Source organism: Arthrobacter sp. alpha11c (genome assembly GCF_054149985.1).
In genome coordinates this window covers 345,710-362,914 of record NZ_CP196747.1, presented here as the reverse complement: position 1 = coordinate 362,914, position 17,205 = coordinate 345,710, and the positions used below count along the sequence as shown (strand labels likewise).

The 17,205-nt window shown below is 62.4% G+C and carries 14 protein-coding genes, 2 tRNA genes and 1 pseudogene; 5 read left to right on the top strand and 12 right to left on the bottom strand.

What is annotated here, in order from left to right:
- Positions 1-155: 155 nt before the first annotated feature.
- Both leuD and leuC read right to left on the bottom strand, forming a co-directional pair.
- Positions 156-755: a 3-isopropylmalate dehydratase small subunit gene (leuD, locus tag ACTAQJ_RS01645; RefSeq protein ID WP_431115552.1), complete on the bottom strand. Its 600-nt coding sequence runs from the start codon at positions 753-755 to the stop codon at positions 156-158.
- A 9-nt stretch (positions 756-764) separates the two neighbouring features.
- Positions 765-2,216, bottom strand: coding sequence for a 3-isopropylmalate dehydratase large subunit (leuC, locus tag ACTAQJ_RS01640; RefSeq protein WP_477515140.1), 1,452 nt, complete (start codon positions 2,214-2,216; stop codon positions 765-767).
- A gap of 151 nt (positions 2,217-2,367) precedes the next feature.
- Between leuC and ACTAQJ_RS01635 the strand changes: the two genes are divergently transcribed.
- Positions 2,368-3,087, top strand: a complete 720-nt coding sequence (locus ACTAQJ_RS01635; RefSeq protein WP_014922101.1) for an IclR family transcriptional regulator — start codon at positions 2,368-2,370, stop codon at positions 3,085-3,087.
- A gap of 25 nt (positions 3,088-3,112) precedes the next feature.
- Positions 3,113-3,649: a DUF1697 domain-containing protein gene (locus ACTAQJ_RS01630; protein ID WP_431115554.1), complete on the top strand. Its 537-nt coding sequence runs from the start codon at positions 3,113-3,115 to the stop codon at positions 3,647-3,649.
- An 11-nt stretch (positions 3,650-3,660) separates the two neighbouring features.
- Here the strand turns inward: ACTAQJ_RS01630 and ACTAQJ_RS01625 are convergent, their stop codons facing one another.
- The 10 genes and pseudogenes from ACTAQJ_RS01625 to ACTAQJ_RS01580 form a co-directional block, all read right to left on the bottom strand.
- Entirely contained in the window at positions 3,661-5,277 is a 1,617-nt protein-coding gene (locus ACTAQJ_RS01625; RefSeq protein ID WP_498700266.1) for a GTPase, read from the bottom strand.
- Entirely contained in the window at positions 5,274-7,073 is a 1,800-nt protein-coding gene (locus ACTAQJ_RS01620) for a dynamin family protein (protein ID WP_498700263.1), read from the bottom strand. The genes ACTAQJ_RS01625 and ACTAQJ_RS01620 overlap by 4 nt, the downstream gene beginning before the upstream one ends.
- A 174-nt stretch (positions 7,074-7,247) precedes the next feature.
- Positions 7,248-7,320, bottom strand: a tRNA-Glu gene (locus ACTAQJ_RS01615).
- A 127-nt stretch (positions 7,321-7,447) separates the two neighbouring features.
- Positions 7,448-7,519: transfer RNA gene (locus tag ACTAQJ_RS01610), tRNA-Gln, on the bottom strand.
- 137 nt (positions 7,520-7,656) lie between these two features.
- Positions 7,657-8,385, bottom strand: a complete 729-nt coding sequence (locus tag ACTAQJ_RS01605) for an HAD family hydrolase (RefSeq protein ID WP_498700260.1) — start codon at positions 8,383-8,385, stop codon at positions 7,657-7,659.
- 12 nt (positions 8,386-8,397) lie between these two features.
- Entirely contained in the window at positions 8,398-9,918 is a 1,521-nt protein-coding gene (gene gltX / locus ACTAQJ_RS01600) for a glutamate--tRNA ligase (RefSeq protein WP_498700257.1), read from the bottom strand.
- Positions 9,919-10,039: 121 nt separating this feature from the next.
- Positions 10,040-10,817 (bottom strand): annotated as a pseudogene (locus tag ACTAQJ_RS01595) (fumarylacetoacetate hydrolase family protein).
- 39 nt (positions 10,818-10,856) lie between these two features.
- A complete protein-coding gene (locus tag ACTAQJ_RS01590; protein WP_498700255.1) occupies positions 10,857-11,699 on the bottom strand; it encodes an MBL fold metallo-hydrolase in 843 nt (280 codons plus the stop codon).
- Positions 11,700-11,995: 296 nt separating this feature from the next.
- Complete coding sequence (locus ACTAQJ_RS01585) at positions 11,996-13,108, bottom strand: branched-chain amino acid aminotransferase (protein WP_477515139.1); 1,113 nt, start codon at positions 13,106-13,108, stop codon at positions 11,996-11,998.
- A gap of 117 nt (positions 13,109-13,225) precedes the next feature.
- Complete coding sequence (locus ACTAQJ_RS01580; protein WP_498700253.1) at positions 13,226-14,278, bottom strand: 3-isopropylmalate dehydrogenase; 1,053 nt, start codon at positions 14,276-14,278, stop codon at positions 13,226-13,228.
- Between the two features lie 123 nt (positions 14,279-14,401).
- Here ACTAQJ_RS01580 and ACTAQJ_RS01575 point away from each other — a divergent pair, with 123 nt between their 5' ends.
- The 3 genes from ACTAQJ_RS01575 to ACTAQJ_RS01565 all read left to right on the top strand — a co-directional run bounded on the left by ACTAQJ_RS01575 (position 14,402) and on the right by ACTAQJ_RS01565 (position 17,204).
- Positions 14,402-15,586, top strand: coding sequence for a sensor histidine kinase (locus tag ACTAQJ_RS01575; protein ID WP_498700252.1), 1,185 nt, complete (start codon positions 14,402-14,404; stop codon positions 15,584-15,586).
- Between the two features lie 3 nt (positions 15,587-15,589).
- The gene (locus ACTAQJ_RS01570; RefSeq protein WP_498700250.1) at positions 15,590-16,303 is read left to right on the top strand and encodes a response regulator; all 714 of its coding nucleotides are present in this window, start codon (positions 15,590-15,592) and stop codon (positions 16,301-16,303) included.
- 106 nt (positions 16,304-16,409) lie between these two features.
- The gene (locus tag ACTAQJ_RS01565) at positions 16,410-17,204 is read left to right on the top strand and encodes an ABC transporter ATP-binding protein (RefSeq protein WP_477520105.1); all 795 of its coding nucleotides are present in this window, start codon (positions 16,410-16,412) and stop codon (positions 17,202-17,204) included.
- Position 17,205: the final 1 nt, after the last annotated feature.

The following is a 17,205-nucleotide window of genomic DNA, read 5'->3' as shown; positions in this document are numbered from 1 at the left end:
AGCTAAGCATAGAAGCTCGGGTTACCTAACCGAAATGGAGCTGCCCCGTGCCGGGCAGATCCTGTATCCATCAGTCCTTTCGAAAAAGGACCGGTGAGCCCACCCTAAGGGGCCCACCGGTCCAGGTTCCGCAGCATCCAGCCGCGACGAATTCGTCAGCTTTTCGCCGGAAGCGTCTTCGGCTTAAAGGAAGGCCGTGTGGCCTCGTAGGCGGTGATGTCTTCCTCGTGCTGCAATGTCAGTCCGATGTCATCGAGGCCTTCCAGGAGGCGCCAGCGCGTGTAGTCGTCGATCTCGAACGGGGCCACGACATTGCCGCATTCCACGGTCTTGGAGACCAGGTCTACCTTGACCTCAGTGCCAGGGCTGTTTTCCAGGACCTTCCAGATGAGCTCGATGTCATCCTGTGCCACCTGGGCTGCCAGCAGTCCCTGTTTTCCGGAGTTACCGCGGAAAATATCGGCGAAACGCGAGGACAACACAGCTTTGAAGCCGTAGTCCTTCAACGCCCAGACAGCGTGCTCACGGGAGGAACCCGTGCCAAAGTCGGGCCCGGCCACGAGGACGGAGCCGGACTTAAAGGGGGCCTGGTTGAGGATGAAGGACTCGTCCTTGCGCCATGCAGCGAAGAGGGCGTCTTCGAAGCCTGTGCGCGTGATGCGCTTGAGGTAGACCGCGGGAATGATCTGGTCGGTATCCACATTGCTCTGGCGCAGCGGAACACCGATGCCGGTGTGGGTGGTGAATGCTTCCATGGGATCCTCCTAGACTGCGATTCCGGTCAATGTGCCTGCAGAAGCCGGCTCAAGGTCCGACGGCGAGCTCAACGTTCCGCGAACGGCTGTAGCGGCAGCCACCACGGGAGAGACAAGGTGCGTACGGCCACCTTTGCCCTGGCGGCCCTCAAAGTTGCGGTTGGACGTTGATGCGCAACGCTCCCCCGGCTCCAGCTGGTCCGGGTTCATGCCCAGGCACATCGAGCAACCGGCGAAGCGCCACTCGGCACCGAAATCCTTGAAGACTTTATCCAGGCCCTCGGCTTCGGCTTCGAGCCGGACACGGGCGGAGCCAGGCACCACGAGCATGCGGATATCCGGGTCCTTCTCGCGGCCGCGGATGATGTCAGCGGCAGCACGCAGGTCCTCGATGCGGGAGTTGGTGCAGGAGCCCAGGAAGACGGTATCCACGCGGATGTCTTTCATGGGGGTGCCTGCCTCAAGGCCCATGTACTGCAGCGCGCGCTCGGCGGCAGCCTTGGCGTTCTCGTCGCCAAAGTCCTCCGGGGAAGGAACCTTGGCTGAGAGGGAAACGCCCTGGCCGGGGTTGGTGCCCCAGGTGACGAACGGCTCGAGGGTGTTGGCATCGAGGTCGACTTCGACGTCGAACGTCGCGTCGGAGTCAGTGTGCAACGTGTTCCAGTACTCGACGGCGGCGTCCCAGTCAGCGCCCTCGGGCGCATGCGGACGGCCCTGCATGTAGTCGTAGGTGATCTGGTCCGGAGCCACCATTCCGGCACGCGCGCCGGCTTCAATGGACATGTTGCAGATGGTCATGCGGGCATCCATCGACAGGGCCCGGATCGCAGAGCCGCGGTATTCCAGGACGTAGCCCTGGCCTCCGCCGGTACCGATCTTGGCGATGACAGCCAGGATGATGTCCTTTGCGGTAACTCCTGGGCGCAGCGTCCCCTCAACGTTGATCGCCATGGTCTTGAACGGCTTCAGAGACAGCGTCTGGGTTGCCATGACGTGCTCGACTTCAGAGGTTCCGATGCCCATTGCCAGTGCACCGAAGGCGCCGTGCGTGGAGGTGTGCGAGTCGCCGCATACCACCGTCATGCCCGGCTGGGTCAGGCCCAACTGCGGACCCACGACGTGCACGATGCCCTGCTCCTTGTCGCCGAGCGAGTGCAGGCGGACGCCGAATTCCTTGCAGTTGGCCCGCAGCGTTTCAATCTGCGTGCGGCTGGTGAGGTCGGCGATGGGCTTGTCGATGTCCAGCGTGGGAGTGTTGTGGTCCTCCGTGGCAATGGTCAGGTCAGCGCGGCGTAGCTTGCGGCCAGCCAGGCGCAGCCCCTCGAAAGCCTGCGGTGACGTCACCTCGTGGACCAGGTGCAAGTCAATGAAAAGAAGGTCGGGCTGGGCATTGGCTCCTTCGCCTTCACCCTTGCGCACTACGTGCGCGTCCCAGACTTTCTCGGCCAGTGTCTTTCCCACGGCCTTGCTCCCTTCACTGAAGTTGGATGTTCTTCATCCACTGAACTGTTCCTCTAACCACTGAACTCTTCTAACCACTGAACCAGCAGGGTCGCAAAATAGGCCAGTGAAACAACTTGCATCTCAGATATTGAGACGGCAATATCATTACATGGACAATTCTAGTGGAGTCGGGGTCATTGATAAAGCGGCCCAAGTACTCGATGCCCTCGAGGCCGGGCCAACGACACTTGCACAACTTGTAGCGGCCACGGGCCTCGCCCGGCCCACAGTTCACCGGCTCGCGCTGGCCTTGGTCCACCACCGGCTGGTCAGCCGCGACATCCAGGGACGGTTCGTTCTGGGCAGCCGCCTGGTGGAACTCGCATCCGCCGCTGGTGAAGACCGGCTCATCGCATCTGCCGGGCCGGTACTCATCCAACTGCGGGACGCTACCGGCGAGAGCGCCCAGATCTTCCGCAGGCAGGGCGATTGGCGCGTGTGCGTTGCCTCAGCGGAACGGCCGATCGGGCTCCGGGATACTATTCCGGTGGGAACCCAGCTGTCCATGAAAGCCGGCTCGGCCGCACAGGTCCTCCTCGCCTGGGAAGACCATGACCGCCTGCTGGAAGGACTCCAGAACGCCCGCTTTACGCCCACCGTCCTGGCAGGAGTACGACGCCGGGGCTGGGGTCAGAGCCTGGGCGAACGCGAGCCGGGGGTCGCCTCGGTTTCCGCTCCCGTCCGTGGACCCTCCGGAAGGGTCATAGCCGCAGTTTCCATTTCAGGTCCGATTGAGCGCCTCACGCGTCAGCCAGGACGATTGCACGCCGAGGTCGTCTGCAATGCCGCCCGGGTACTGACCGAAGCCTTGCGCAAGAACAACGACTAGACCTGCTCTTTGAAGGGGGACGTCCATGACCACCTACGCAGTATTCCTCAGGGGCATCAACGTCAGCGGGATCAACATCAAGATGGCCGACCTGAAATCAGCACTTAAGGGCTACCCATTCTGTGACGTCAAGACGCTGCTGGCGAGTGGAAACGTTGTCCTGAAGAGTGATTTGAGCATCAAGGATGTAAAGGCCCAGTTCGAAAAGTGCCTGCGTGAATCCTTCGGCTACGACGCCTGGGTTGTTGTCCTCACTTCTTCGCGGGTGGCCGAGCTCGTGGATGCCTGCCCGTACCCTGCCGATGACAAGGCCACGCACAGCTACATCACGCTCACCTCCGACCAAGCCATGCTGGACGAACTCTTTGAGGCCGGAGAGGCCCTTGGTGGCGTGGAGCAAGTGCGGCTTGGACCGGAAGCTTCCGCTTGGCTGTCACCCGCTGGAGGCACCTTGGATAGTCCCTTCAGCAAACTCTCCGCCAAACCGCGTTACAAGGCCAGCACCACAACGCGGAACCTTCGGACCCTGATCAAAGTCAAGGACGCTGCGGCCGATCTCTAGGTGTATCCCCATCACCCGCGTGCGGTTTTTAATGCCGCGTTGAAGGCACCCAAACGGGCGATCTCCACGTCCACCGGTTCCACAATGCGCTGCTCAGCTACGCCTGCTATTGCGGCTTTCAGTCTTTTGGCCACGCCTTTGGCGCGCAGGCGCGCGGCCCAGCCGCCGATGATTCTGCCGAAGATGGCCAGAACAATCCCCAGAACCACTCCGCAGGCCACCATCAACGTAGGCCACGGCCAACCCTCAGTCCTGGGCACCTCCGGAACGGGCATTTGGAAATAGCCGAGCGCGGCCAGGACTCCAAGCCAACCAAGGCCACCGACTGCCAGGAGAAGTGCGATCCATTGAAGTGAGTTGAACATCAACCACCAGAACGGGCGTTTTGATGTTTTGAGATCGGTCCCGGCGATGGCTTGGTCCAGGGCATCCGGCAGTTGCTCGCGGCCTTCCCTGGCCACACTACGGATGGACGCCCGCCACGGGCCCGGAGCACCTTCCGAAGCCTCATCCACAAAATCACGCACGGCGGCATCTGTCCTCGCACGTTCGGGTGCGCCTGCTGCCGGCAAGGAAGTCCGGTTGAGCTCGGGCCTGGCGTCCTGCCTGCCCAGGTTCAGCCGCCGCAGGGGATCAGGCCGGAAGCGCAGCAACCAGCGCGTCACGGGCCATCCCGTCCTCCGTGCCGATTCCCGCTTGAAGGATCGCGCTACCGCATCAACCACCACAGGTACGTTGGCCGCCGTCGACAATTCATTGGCGAGTTTAGCCTTGGTGTTTGCCTTGATGCCGCGAGCCTCGCCTGCACCTGAAACCTGGGACAGTTCGGCGGCAGCCTTGGAGACATCGGCAGCCAGGCGTTTTGTGGTGGCCTCCCGCTGGATCACGACGTCCCGGATGGCACCACGGACGGCATCGATACCTTCGCCAGTCATTGCCGAGGCGCCCAGGACCAGAACGTCATCCAGGCCGTCGCGCCTCAGGATTCCTTTCAGGGAATGAAGCACATCAGCGGTGTCGGCGTCATTGAGCTTGTCTATTTGGTTCAAGACAACAAGCGTGACTGCTCCGTGGGAAGCCATCGGGCGCAGGAAGTCGTTGTGCACGGCGGCATCTGCATACTTCTGCGGGTCCAGCACCCAGACCAGGACGTCCACCATCCCGACCATGCGCTGGACTACCTCCCGGTTTTCCACTTTCGTTGAGTCAAAGTCGGGAAGGTCCAGCAGGATCAGGCCGCTGTCCGCAGTGGCCAGGCCCGGGAGCCCAGGCAGGCTGTGCCGCTCCTGCACTCCGAGCCAGTCCAGCAGAGGTCCACTTCCTTCCTCGCCCCAAATTCCTGCCAACGGGGCGGACGTCGTGGGTCGACGGGCTGCCGCGGTTGCGAGATTGCTGCTGGAAACGGCATTGAACAAGGATGACTTGCCACTTCCGGTGGCCCCGAAAAAGCCCACCACCGTGTGTCCTGCCGACAACGAGCGTCTGGACGTGGCCCGCTCAAGGACCTCATATACGGATTGCAGTTCCTGCTCGGGCAGCACTCCCTCGGCCAGCTCCCGTGCCGTGTTGAGCGCTTCGAGCCGCCGCTGGAGTTGGGACGATTCCCGGATTTGGTTGTGCCTGCTCATGCCGCCCCTGCCAGGCGACGGAGTGCATTGGCGTGGCGGGCGAGGTCCATATCGCCATGAACGGTGCCAGCGTCCAGACCCGTGGCCTCCAACCGGCCGAGGAACCTGTCCCGCTCTTCCTCGAGAAGGCGTTGGCAGGACGTCTGGAGATCGCTCCTGGCCTGTTGGGCCAGCCGACGGACGGCATCCTCACCGAAGACAGCTTCAAGCAGCTTCTGCCCCACCACAGCCGTTCCACCGGCAATACCTATCTCCAATCCGGTCAAGCCGGCAGTCATGGAGAAAACCACCACCATCAGCGCTGCGCCGAGCCCGTTCACTCCGAAGGAGAGCCAACGGGCCTGCGTGCGTTTTTCCTGACCTTGGGTGCGGATCAGCTCCATGAGTCCTTCCTGCCAGGAGCGGATGGCGGCAGCGGCCTTCGCATCAAAGCCGGTACTGGTCCCGGAAAGATCTGCGGCACCCAGCAGTTGGCGGCCTGCCGTATCCGACCGCCAGCGCCTGTCGACGTTTTCTGCGGCATTGGCGGCCTCGTCAAGAATCACGGCTTGCAAACCTGTCTCGATCGCGGTCTCGACTTTCACAGCCGGGGCGGGTTCACCTCTGAAGAATGCTCCCATCCGGTCCCGCATACGCCCTATGTTCTGCTCCAGTGCACGGAAGAATTCACCCGTGCCCACAAAATCCTGCCATCGTGCCAGCACTTCCCCGCGGAGCAGCGCACCATCTTTGGTTGCATCCAGAATGCGCAGCAGGGCGTTGTCGTATTCGTGAACGCAGACCGAGCGCAGCTCGCGGGCAGCAGCATCCTGGGCCGCAGCCGCAGCGGCAATTTCTTCAAACCGGGCGCCCACAGCTTTGATGGCACCATTGAGCGTACGCCTTGCAACGTCCGCTCGTCCGGCCGCATCAGCGGCAAGGCTGGCAAGCCAAAGCCTCAATCCGCTGACAGCTTCGGGCGGAAGCATTCCCAAATCGTCCAAACCACTTTCCTGCACCACGAAGAGTTCTGCAGCAGCCAGGCCCTGGCGATCCAACATCGCCTTGAGGTCCGTCTTGACTTCTTCCTCCGCTGCCGGTGGCACGCGGTCCAGCACCACGGCGACCGTGATGTCCCGCGAAGCCGCATCCAGGAGCAGACGCCAAGGGACGGCGTCGGCGTATCTGTTTGCCGTGGTGACGAACACCCAAAGGTCCGCCGCGGCGAGCAGCTGACCTGCCAGCCTCCGGTTGTTATCGGAAATGGAGTCGACATCCGGCGCATCCAGAATCGCCAGGCCTTGGGGCACATGATCGTGCCCTACGAGCACCAAGGACGTTATCGCCTGGGCTTCCGGTGAGAACCCGGCTCGATGTGCACGCAACGGGTCCGCAGAGACACTGCCCCTGATCCGCTCCAGGTTGGGAAGTATGCGCTGGCCCTCAAACCACTCCGCATCCTGCGGATTGTGAAGGAGGATAGGCTGGCGCGTTGTGGGTCTAATAGCTCCGGCACGTGTAACGGGGTAGCCTACCAGCGCATTAACCAGCGTCGACTTACCGGCACCGGTGGAACCTCCGACGACGGCCAGCAGCGGAGCGTCCAGGCTGCGGTATCGCGGAATCACATAGTCGTCGAGCTGGGCAAGGGTCTCCCGGATCAAGCGGCGCCCGAGTTCGGCGTCGGGCAGGGCGAGAGGCAAGGCGATGCCGGCTAGTTCGCTGCGGGCCGTTTCAAGGGTGTAGACAGCATCAGCCTGGGCTTTATTGGTGACAGGACTGATCCCTGCTCTTGGCGGCTCTTCATGTGCGGTCACAGCATCATCATGCCAGCCCAAAGACTGTCGGCGGGTCATCAGGAGCGTGGTTGGAGGGAATGTCGGGCCGCTACCCCACGTTTTGTCCTATAACCCCCGGAATGTCGGGTGGTGATGGGAAATGCGCTTAAACCAAGAATTCCCCCGGAACCGAAGTTCCGGGGGAATTGTTTGTGACCCCAGCGGGATTCGAACCCGCGTTACCGCCGTGAGAGGGCGGCGTACTAGGCCGCTATACGATGGGGCCTGGCACTTTTTCGTCACCGTTTCCGGCGAACAAGCTGAATGAGTATTTCACACTTTCAGCTCTCTTCCAAATCGTCCAGGCGATGTGGAATTCCGATTTTCCGCTGCAATCGAGCGGAATTTCAGAGCTGGGATACCAGGACTCGAACCTAGAATGACGGTACCAGAAACCGTAGTGTTGCCAATTACACCATATCCCAAAGTGACTTTCGGACCGGAGTTCGTCGCCGTGGTTTCCCTTGGCTTTTCCCTCCGTGCCCCTCAGCACGAGTAATGACTCTACCGGAGTCTTGCCACCTGCACAAATCGCGAGCCCGTTACCTGCATCACATGGACGTCAGGCTGCGGAGGGCGCCTTAATCAGCAGTCTCGACAACGAATCCACCTGACGCCCGGCGAACTCTTCCACCTCTTCCCCGGTCCTGTTGAGCCACACGCCAATCAGGCCGGCCGCCGTGGCGCCGTCGGCGTCAAGAAGCCGGTTGTCCCCGACATAGAGTGTTTCGCCGGGTTCTGTCCCCAGCAGCCGCACGCCCTCCAGGTAGATGGCAGGATCCGGCTTCGGCACGCCCACCGTATCCGTTCCTACGAGGATCTTGATCCTGGACAAGCCCGCCCCATCCAACTTGGCCCGTTGGTAGTCATGAACGTTATTGCTGACAGCGCCATACGGAATGTCGGCATCGTCGAGCGCATCGAGCACGCCAGCGACGTCGTCGAAAGCGCGCACGTAGGCAGTCTGCCGCTGATGGTACTCAGCAACCCACGACTGCGATTCCTCACCGTCTTCGAGCTCCACGCCAAAGTGGCCCAAGGCTGCCCGGCCCCTCAAAAGGCGCTGCTCATTGAAGGTCAGTTCGCCAGCAAGGTAGCGGTCATAGAAATGCGTTGTTTCGTGGGTGAAGATACGGCCGAACTTCACCCACCCGGCCTGGTCAAGGCCGGGCAGGAGATGTTCGCTGACATCACGCAGAGCCGTTGTCATGGCGTACTCAAGGTCCACCAAGGTGTCGTCGATGTCGAACAGAACACCGCGGATAGTTCCAAAGGAGCTTGCAATAGCCATGACCGTTGCCGACTAGCCTCGGAATGCGCGAACGCGGGCCAAAGAGGAATCCTTACCCAGGATCACCATTGACTCGAACAGCGGCGGAGAAATACGTCGGCCTGAAATGGCGGTGCGCACCGGCCCGAAGGCAGCGCGGGGCTTGATGCCAAGGTCCTCGACCAATGCCTGCTTGAGTGCCGTCTGAATGTTCTCAGCGGTCCAATCCTCTATGGGCTCCAACGCAGCAAGTGCCGCGTCAAGCACTTCCTGCAGGTTCTCCGGGAGTCCCTTACGGGCGTCGTCAGCAACATCGATCGAGTCGTCGGCCTTGAAGAGGAAGGCCAGCATCTCAGGAGCTTCGCCCAACAGGGTAATACGTTCCTGAACCAGCGGAGCCGCCTCCGCGAGGATCTCCTCCTGCCGGGCGGTCAGGATCTCCCCCACGAAGCCTGCCGCACGGAGGTACGGGACGAGCCGCTGCTTGAAATCCTCCGCCTCCAGCAGGCGCACATGGGTCCCGTTGATGGCCTCGGCTTTCTTGAGGTCGAAGCGCGCGGGGTTACCCAGGACATCGTGGATGTCGAAGTTGGCCACAAGCTGCTCCACGGTGAAGATGTCCTCGTCCGCGCTCAGTGACCAGCCCAGCAGGGAAAGGTAGTTCAGCAGGCCTTCAGGGATGAAGCCCCGCTCGCGGTGCAGGAAGAGGCTGGATTCCGGATCCCGCTTGGAAAGCTTCTTGTTTCCCTGGCCCATGACGTAGGGCAGGTGACCGAACTCCGGCATGTACTCCGCCACGCCGATGGCGTAGAGCGCCCGATACAGCGCAATCTGGCGGGGCGTGGAGCTCAGGAGGTCCTCCCCGCGAAGCACGTGCGTGATGCCCATGAGGGCATCGTCCACCGGGTTCACCAGCGTGTACAGCGGAGCACCATTGGCACGCACCACCGCGAAGTCAGGCACGGAACCGGCCTTGAACGTGATCTCGCCGCGGACGAGGTCCTTGAAGGTCAGGTCCTCATCCGGCATGCGAAGACGCAGCACGGCGTCGCGGCCTTCGGCCTTGAACTGGGCAAGCTGTTCCTCGGTCAGGTGGCGGTCGAAGCCGTCATAGCCAAGTTTGGGGTCGCGGCCAGCTGCCCGGTGGCGGGCTTCGATCTCGTCCGGCGTGGAGTAGGACTCGTAGACGTGTCCCCCGGCCTTGAGGTTGGCGATGACGTCCTGGTAGATATCCCCGCGCTGTGACTGGCGGTACGGCTCGTGCGGTCCGCCTACCTCGACGCCCTCATCCCAGTCGATGCCGAGCCACTTGAGGGCATCCAGCAGCTGGTGGTAGCTCTCCTCGCTGTCGCGGGCAGAGTCAGTGTCCTCAATGCGGAAGATAAGCTTGCCACCGGTATGGCGCGCATAGGCCCAGTTGAACAGGGCGGTGCGGATCAGGCCAACGTGCGGCGTTCCCGTAGGCGACGGGCAGAAGCGGACGCGGACTGGAGTCTCGGCGTTGACGGCAGGGATGGCGCTGGAGGCAGCGCTGGACGCAGAAGCAGTAGTCATAGTGCTTCAACTTTACCGCTTGATATCGCCCCGGTTCCCCGTCCGAAAGGCTCGACGACGGCCCGCGCCTTTCGTACGAAAGGCTCGTGCCGCCGTCGGGCCTTATGCTCTGGCCCGGCCGCTAGCGGCGAACCACCGGGTTGGACAAACGCCCGATGCCTTCGATCTCCACTTCGAAGCGGTCGCCCTCGCTGACCAGGCCGACACCGGCCGGGGTTCCCGTCATGATGACGTCGCCTGGAAGCAGGGTGAACGCATGCGAAACGATCGAGACGAGCTCGCGCACGCCCCGGATCATCTGGCTGGTGCTGCCGTCCTGACGGAGTTCACCGTTGAGCCGGCCCTGGATGGACAAGTCCTCGTGGTCGAGATCGGTTTCGATCCACGGGCCCAGCGGTGCGGAGGTGTCAAAGCCCTTGGCGCGGGCCCACTGAAGATCGGTTTTCTGGACGTCCCGGGCTGTGAGGTCGTTTCCACAGGTGTAACCAAAAATGACGTCGTCGGCACGTTCCTCGGGAACGTCCTTGCAGATACGGCCGATGATGACGCAAAGCTCCGCTTCGAAGGAGACCTCATCGGAGAACTCCGGGAGGACGATCGGATCGTTTGGCCCGATGACCGAGGTGTTCGGCTTGAGGAAGAGCAATGGATGCTCGCGGAACCTCATTGCCCAGCTCCGCAGCATGCTCGGCAAAGTTACGCCCAACGCCGATCACCTTACTACGCGGAATGATCGGGGCAAGAAGCCGCACATCTTCAAGCTTGTGCTTCACGTGGGTACGTTCGACGCCATTGAAGAAGGGATCGCCGTGGATGACAGTGATTTCCTCACTGCCAGGCTCGCCTTCAACAACGCCATAAAGGGGATCAGAATCAACTACAAACCGGGCGATACGCATGGGCTCAAGCCTACCGTCCAGTGCTTGGGCGTTTGCGCGCTAGCTTCGAAGGTAATCCAACTGCGCCGCAACCGACGTCTCAGCTGCCCACCTGACTGAAGGATCGACGTCGGGATACACCGCATCGGTGACTGCGGCAATCGGCGCATCCTGGCCGAGCCGTGCCAGCGCAGCCCTGATCTGGTCAAGCCGCTGCTGGCGATGTTCGCGGTACTCCCGGCATTTCGCGTCCAGGGCAGCGAGCACCGGGCCATGGGCGGGAAGGAGCGTAGCGGGGCCAACGGATTCGAGTCGGTCCAGACTGGCGAGGTAATCGCCCAAGCGGCCATCGGGGTAGTCCAGCACCGTGGTGCCGCGGCCCAGGATGGTGTCACCCGTCAGAACGGAGCCTGTGGGGCCGTCTGCGGGAAGATGGAAGCACAAGGAATCCGACGTGTGGCCAGGGGTTGCCAGGACACGGATCTCCACGCCGCCGGCATGCAGTACTTCGCCGTCCACGAGAGGCTCGCCGCCGTGGCAGTACTCCGCGGCAGCAGCCCTGACGGGAGCGCCTGTCAGTTCATGGAACCTGGCGGACGCTGCTGTGTGGTCAGCGTGCCGGTGCGTAATAAGCACGACGTCCACCACGCCGGACGCTGCCAGCTCAGCCAAGTGCCCTTCGTCTTCCGGGCCAGGATCAACGACGGCAACGTGGCCGGAACCCGCAGCGCCGATGACGTACGAGTTGGTGCCATCCAGGCTCATCGGGCCCGGGTTTGGTGCCAGCCTGAAGCGGGTGAGGGTGCTGCTTCGTTGCAGTGCAGAGGTGTGGTCGCCGGACGGAGAAGAGCTATGGTCGGCGGCAGGTGAGTCGTTGGAAGTCTCCATTGATTCTGAAGTCACCGTCCCATCTTGCACCACTTCCGATCCTCTCTCACATCCGAGGCACTTTTCACCCACGTTCTCTCACATCCGGGGCAATTCTCACCGATGCTCGCTCATTTGAACTTCGACGGCGGTCCGCGGCTTTGACCTCAAACGATCCTCATGTGAGAGAACGTTCCCGCCAGACGGTCAGGATGTGAGAGAACGTTCCCGCCAGACGGTCAGGATGTGAGAGCGATCGGGGATGGCAACGGCGGCCCTTCCGCTTGTCACCAAGCAGAAGGGCCGCCGTCGTTCGCTTCAGTTGTGCCGTACTAGACCAGGCGCGTCAGCCAGCCGTGGGTGTCCTCGACGGTACCGGTCTGGATTCCCAGGAGTTGCCGGCGGATGGCCATAGTGGTTTCGCCAGCCTTTGCGTCCTCGGATCCGATGAATTCCGTGGCGTCCTTGAGGACACCGATCGGGGTGATGACCGCTGCCGTACCGCAAGCGAAGACTTCAGCGATTTCGCCTGAAGCAACTCCCTCGCGCCACTCGTCGAGTGTGATCTTTCGCTCGGAAACCTCGCGGCCCATGTCTTTGGCAACCTGGATGACGGAAGAACGGGTCACGCCCTCCAGGATGGTACCGGTCAGTGCGGGCGTAACGAGCGAGCCGTCCTTCATGACGAAGAAGACGTTCATCCCACCGAGTTCTTCCACGGCGTCGTCATTGAAATGGTCCAGGAAAAGTACCTGCTTGCAGCCGTTCGCTTCGGCTTCCTGCTGCGCGATCAGGGAGGCGGCATAGTTGCCACCGCACTTGGCTGCACCTGTTCCACCGCGGCCCGCGCGTGCGTACTCACGGGAAATCCAGATGGAAACGGGCTTCAGTTCGCCGCCGAAGTAGTTGCCGGCGGGAGAGGCAATGACGCGGAAGGACACCTCCCGGGCAGCCCGCACACCGAGGAAGGCCTCCGTGGCGATCATGAACGGGCGCAGGTACAAGGCTTCACCGTCGCCGGAAGGAACCCATTCCTTGTCAGCCTGCACGAGCTCGCGGATAGCACCGAGGAAGTATTCCTCGGGCAGTTCCGGGAGGGCGAGTCGGCGGGCCGATTTGTTCAGGCGCGCGGCGTTCGCTTCGGGGCGGAAGGTCCATACGGAGCCGTCAGCGTGGCGGTATGCCTTCAGGCCCTCGAAGATCTCCTGGCCGTAGTGCAGGACTGCGGCCGAAGGATCCAGGGAGATGGGTCCATAGGGCTCGATCCGGGCGTTCTGCCAACCGCCATTGCCATCGGCGTCAACTTTGTAGTCAACGACGGCGGTGTGGTCGGTGAAGTAATCGCCAAAGCCCGGGTTCGCCAGGACGGCTGCACGCTCCTCAGCAGACTTCGGGGTTTCCGAAAGCTGCTGGCTGAATTCGACGCCGTGGGCAGTCTGAGTCATGTTTCCTCCACAGTCAGCTACCTGGTAGCGCGAAACGGGTCCCGGAGGAAGCGGTTCAGCGGTGGACCAGGGAAGCAGGTAAATAATTCAAGACAAGCTTACGCCTGAGAAATGGGCCTAAAGTGCCGCCGCAATGGCGTCGCCGGTCGCCGCAGTAGTGCGCGGCTCGCCGGTGCGGCTTTCGACGTCGGCGACCACTGCCGCCTCGATCTTACGGGCCGCCGTGGTGTAGCCAAGGTGGTCCAGGAGGAGCACTGCGGAGAGGATGGCCGCGGTGGGATCGGCTTTCTGCTGTCCGGCGATATCCGGTGCTGAGCCGTGGACGGGTTCGAACATGGACGGTGCTGTGCGGTCCATGTTGATGTTGCCCGATGCCGCCAGGCCGATGCCACCTGTAATGGCAGCTGCGAGGTCGGTCAGGATGTCGCCGAAAAGGTTGTCGGTGACAATGACATCGAAGCGGGAGGGATCGGTAACCATGAAGATGGTTGCAGCATCGATGTGGAGGTAGTCGTGCGTGACCTCTGGGAATTCCTGGGCCACGGCTTCAACGGTGCGCTTCCACAAGTGTCCGGCGAAGACCAGGACGTTGTGCTTGTGGACAAGAGTGACGTGCTTGCGGGGACGTTCGCTGGCGCGGCGGAATGCATCCCGCACCACGCGCTCCACGCCATGCGCAGTATTAAGGGAGACTTCGGTGGCAACCTCGTGTGGGGTGCCACCGCGCAGGGTGCCGCCGTTGCCCACGTAGGGACCCTCAGTGCCTTCGCGGACAACAATGAAATCGATGACGCCGGGGTTTGCCAACGGGCTCCCGACGGTTCCGTACAACCGTGAAGGCCGCAGGTTCACGTAGTGGTCCAGGCTGAAGCGGAGCTTGAGCAGCATCTCGCGCTCGATGATGCCGGAGGGAATCCTGGTGTCGCCCGGGGCGGCCCCGACGGCACCAAAGAGAATGGCATCGCGGGTGCGGAGGTCTGCAAGGACCTCGTCCGGCAGGGTCTCGCCTGTCTCAAGCCAGTGCTGGGCACCGAGCTTGTAGTGGGTCTGCTCAAGGGCTACACCTTCGGCGGCGACAGCCTTTTCGAGGACCTTGACGGCTTCGGCGATGACCTCGGGGCCAATGCCGTCGCCGGGGATGACAGCGAGATTGATGGACGATGCACTCATAGGTCTATCTAGCCAAGCAATCCACATGCTGGTCAAAATCGTCTCACTCTTCGAACATCCTACTGTGGCGAATCAGACCAGGGCATGACGCCGGCGCCCATAGCCACCACATAGAGTCGTACCGTGGATAGAAGGCACGCGATATACGAATGGTTCCGGATCAACCGCTTCAAGGTAGATATGGCGGCAACGTGCCTGCTGGTCCTGTTGTTCGGACCTGTCTATCTCGTGGCCGACCGCCTCTTGCTCTTTTTCATCTCCTGCGGCCTGCTGTTGCCTCTGGCGTGGCGCCGCACGCGTCCCGTGGTCGCGGCCGCCGTCGTGGTTTTGGTCTGCCTGATCCAGTGGGCCATCGGTGCCGAACCGGTGGCCGGTCAGATCGCGGTTCCGCTGGTCATCTACGCCACGGCGGCCTATGGACCTGCGTGGGCGAGTCGGACGGTCCTGTTGCTTGGTTTGGTGGGCGGCGTCATGCTCACCACGCGCGAATACTCGAGCCCCGCTGAATCCGGCATCATGGGCCTCACCATCGGGGCCCTCTACACAGTCCTTATCTGGATGCTGGTGCTGGTCAGTTGGACGCTCGGCGACCTTACCCGCGTACGGCGGCTCCAGCTTCAGGCCCTTGAGGACCGGACCCGACGCCTTGAAATTGAACATCAACAGGAGCGCCAACTGGCCGCCGCTGATGAACGCTCGCATATCGCGCGGGAAATGCACGACATCGTGGCGCATTCGCTGTCTGTCATCATCACCCAGGCCGATGGTGCCCGGTACGCCGCCGCCGCAAAGCCGGAACTGGCCACCGAAGCGCTGGCCACCATCGCAGCGACGGGCCGTGATTCCCTCGGTGAGATGCGAAGGCTGCTCGGCGTGCTGCGCTCGGATGAGGATGCGCCGACCAAGCCTCAACCGAGACTTTCCGATCTCGATGAACTGCTTCTGGGTTTCCGCGCTGCCAGGCTGCAGATCTCCTTCGAACAGCTTGGCATGGCTCGCCGGGCGCTTCCGGCCGGGGCCGAACTCACTGCCTACCGGATCATCCAGGAAGCGCTCACCAACGTCATGAAGCACGCGGGACCTCATGCCAGAGCGAGTGTGACGCTCACGTGGCAGAGTCGCGGTTTAGAGCTGAACGTCGTCGACGACGGGCGGGGTGCCGCAGCTGATCCACCCACCTCGGGTGGGGGAAACGGCCTCCGGGGCATGGCCGAGCGCATCTCGCTCTACGATGGTTCCTTGACCGCAGGCCCTTTGCAGGGCGGCGGTTTCCGTGTGTCCGCTTTCATTCCCTATTCGGAGGCCTAAGCCATGCCTGAACTCGCCGCACCCATCCGGGTGGCGCTCGTCGATGACCAGCAATTGGTCCGCTCCGGGTTCGGCATGCTGATCAATTCACAGCCCGATCTCCAGGTGGTGGCAGAGGCAGGCAACGGAATCGAGGCGGTCCAGGCCCTCAGCGCCACCACTGCGGATGTGGTCCTGATGGATGTCCGCATGCCGGGTATGGACGGCATCGAAGCCACGAGACGCATCCTGGAGCAGGCAGCAGCCCAGCCGTCAGGTTCCCAGCGGGCGGAGGTCAAAATCGTGGTCCTCACCACCTTCGATCTCGATGAATACGCCTTGGCCGCAATCCAGGCCGGTGCCAGCGGATTCCTGCTCAAAGACGCTCCTCCAGAGGAACTCCTGGAGGCCATCCGGACGGTCTACCGTGGCGACGCCGTCATTGCCCCATCCACCACGCGCCGGTTGTTGGATCATGTGGCTCCGCTGCTCAGAAAGCAGACGTCGGAACAAAGCGGGCACGCCGCCGCGGTCGAACGCCTCACCGCCCGTGAACGCGAGGTTTTCCAGCTGATCGCCCAAGGCCAGTCGAATCCGGAGATAGCCGCAGGGTTGTTTCTGTCAGAGGCCACAGTGAAGACCCACGTGGGCCACATTCTGGCCAAGCTAGGGGCCCGGGACCGCGTGCAGGTGGTGGTCATCGCCTATGAGACGGGCGTGGTCGCCCCAGGAAGCTAGCGCGTTACGTTAACCGCCGGTCTCAGACCACGGTATGAGCGTGCCTTGCCCGGAATGGGTCCCTGGCCGGATCCAGCGGCGCGTTCCTGGCCCATAGCGTGAAATCATGACAACTTTCACGCCTCTCCCCCATCCAACAGGTAACGGCCGACCCGCTGAATCCGATGCAGCCAGGCCACACACGGCGGTTGAAGCTTTCGCGCTGACAAAGGGCTATGGACGCGGCGATACACGTGTCATGGCCCTGAACGAGGTATCCGTGGGCTTCGACGCCGGCAAATTCACGGCGATCATGGGACCTTCCGGATCGGGCAAATCCACGCTCATGCATTGCCTCGCCGGCCTTGATACAGCAGACTCCGGACGGATCGTCCTGGGCGGCACCGAGCTCACCGGGCTCAACGACCGGCAACTCACCGCCCTTCGACGCGAGCGCATTGGCTTCGTGTTCCAGGCCTTCAACCTGGTGCCTACGCTGACAGCCGAGCAGAACATCACGCTGCCGCTCGCTTTGGCGGGAACAACCGCCGACGCCGGGTGGCTGGATACCGTAGTGAGCACCCTGGGGTTGAAGGACCGGTTGAAGCACCGACCACACGAGTTGTCCGGCGGACAGCAGCAGCGTGTCGCCGTAGCCCGAGCGCTACTGACGCGTCCCGACGTCGTGTTTGGCGACGAGCCGACCGGCAACCTGGACTCCAGAGCCGGCGGCGAAGTGCTTGCGCTCCTGCGTCGCAGCAGCCAGGAGATGGGCCAGACCATCATCATGGTGACCCATGACCCCGTCGCCGCAAGCTATGCCGACCGCGTGGTGCTGATGAGCGACGGTGGCCTGGTAGGCGAGATCCAGGAGCCCTCAGCGGAATCAGTTTTGACGGCTCTCGGAAAGCTCGGGGCTTAAG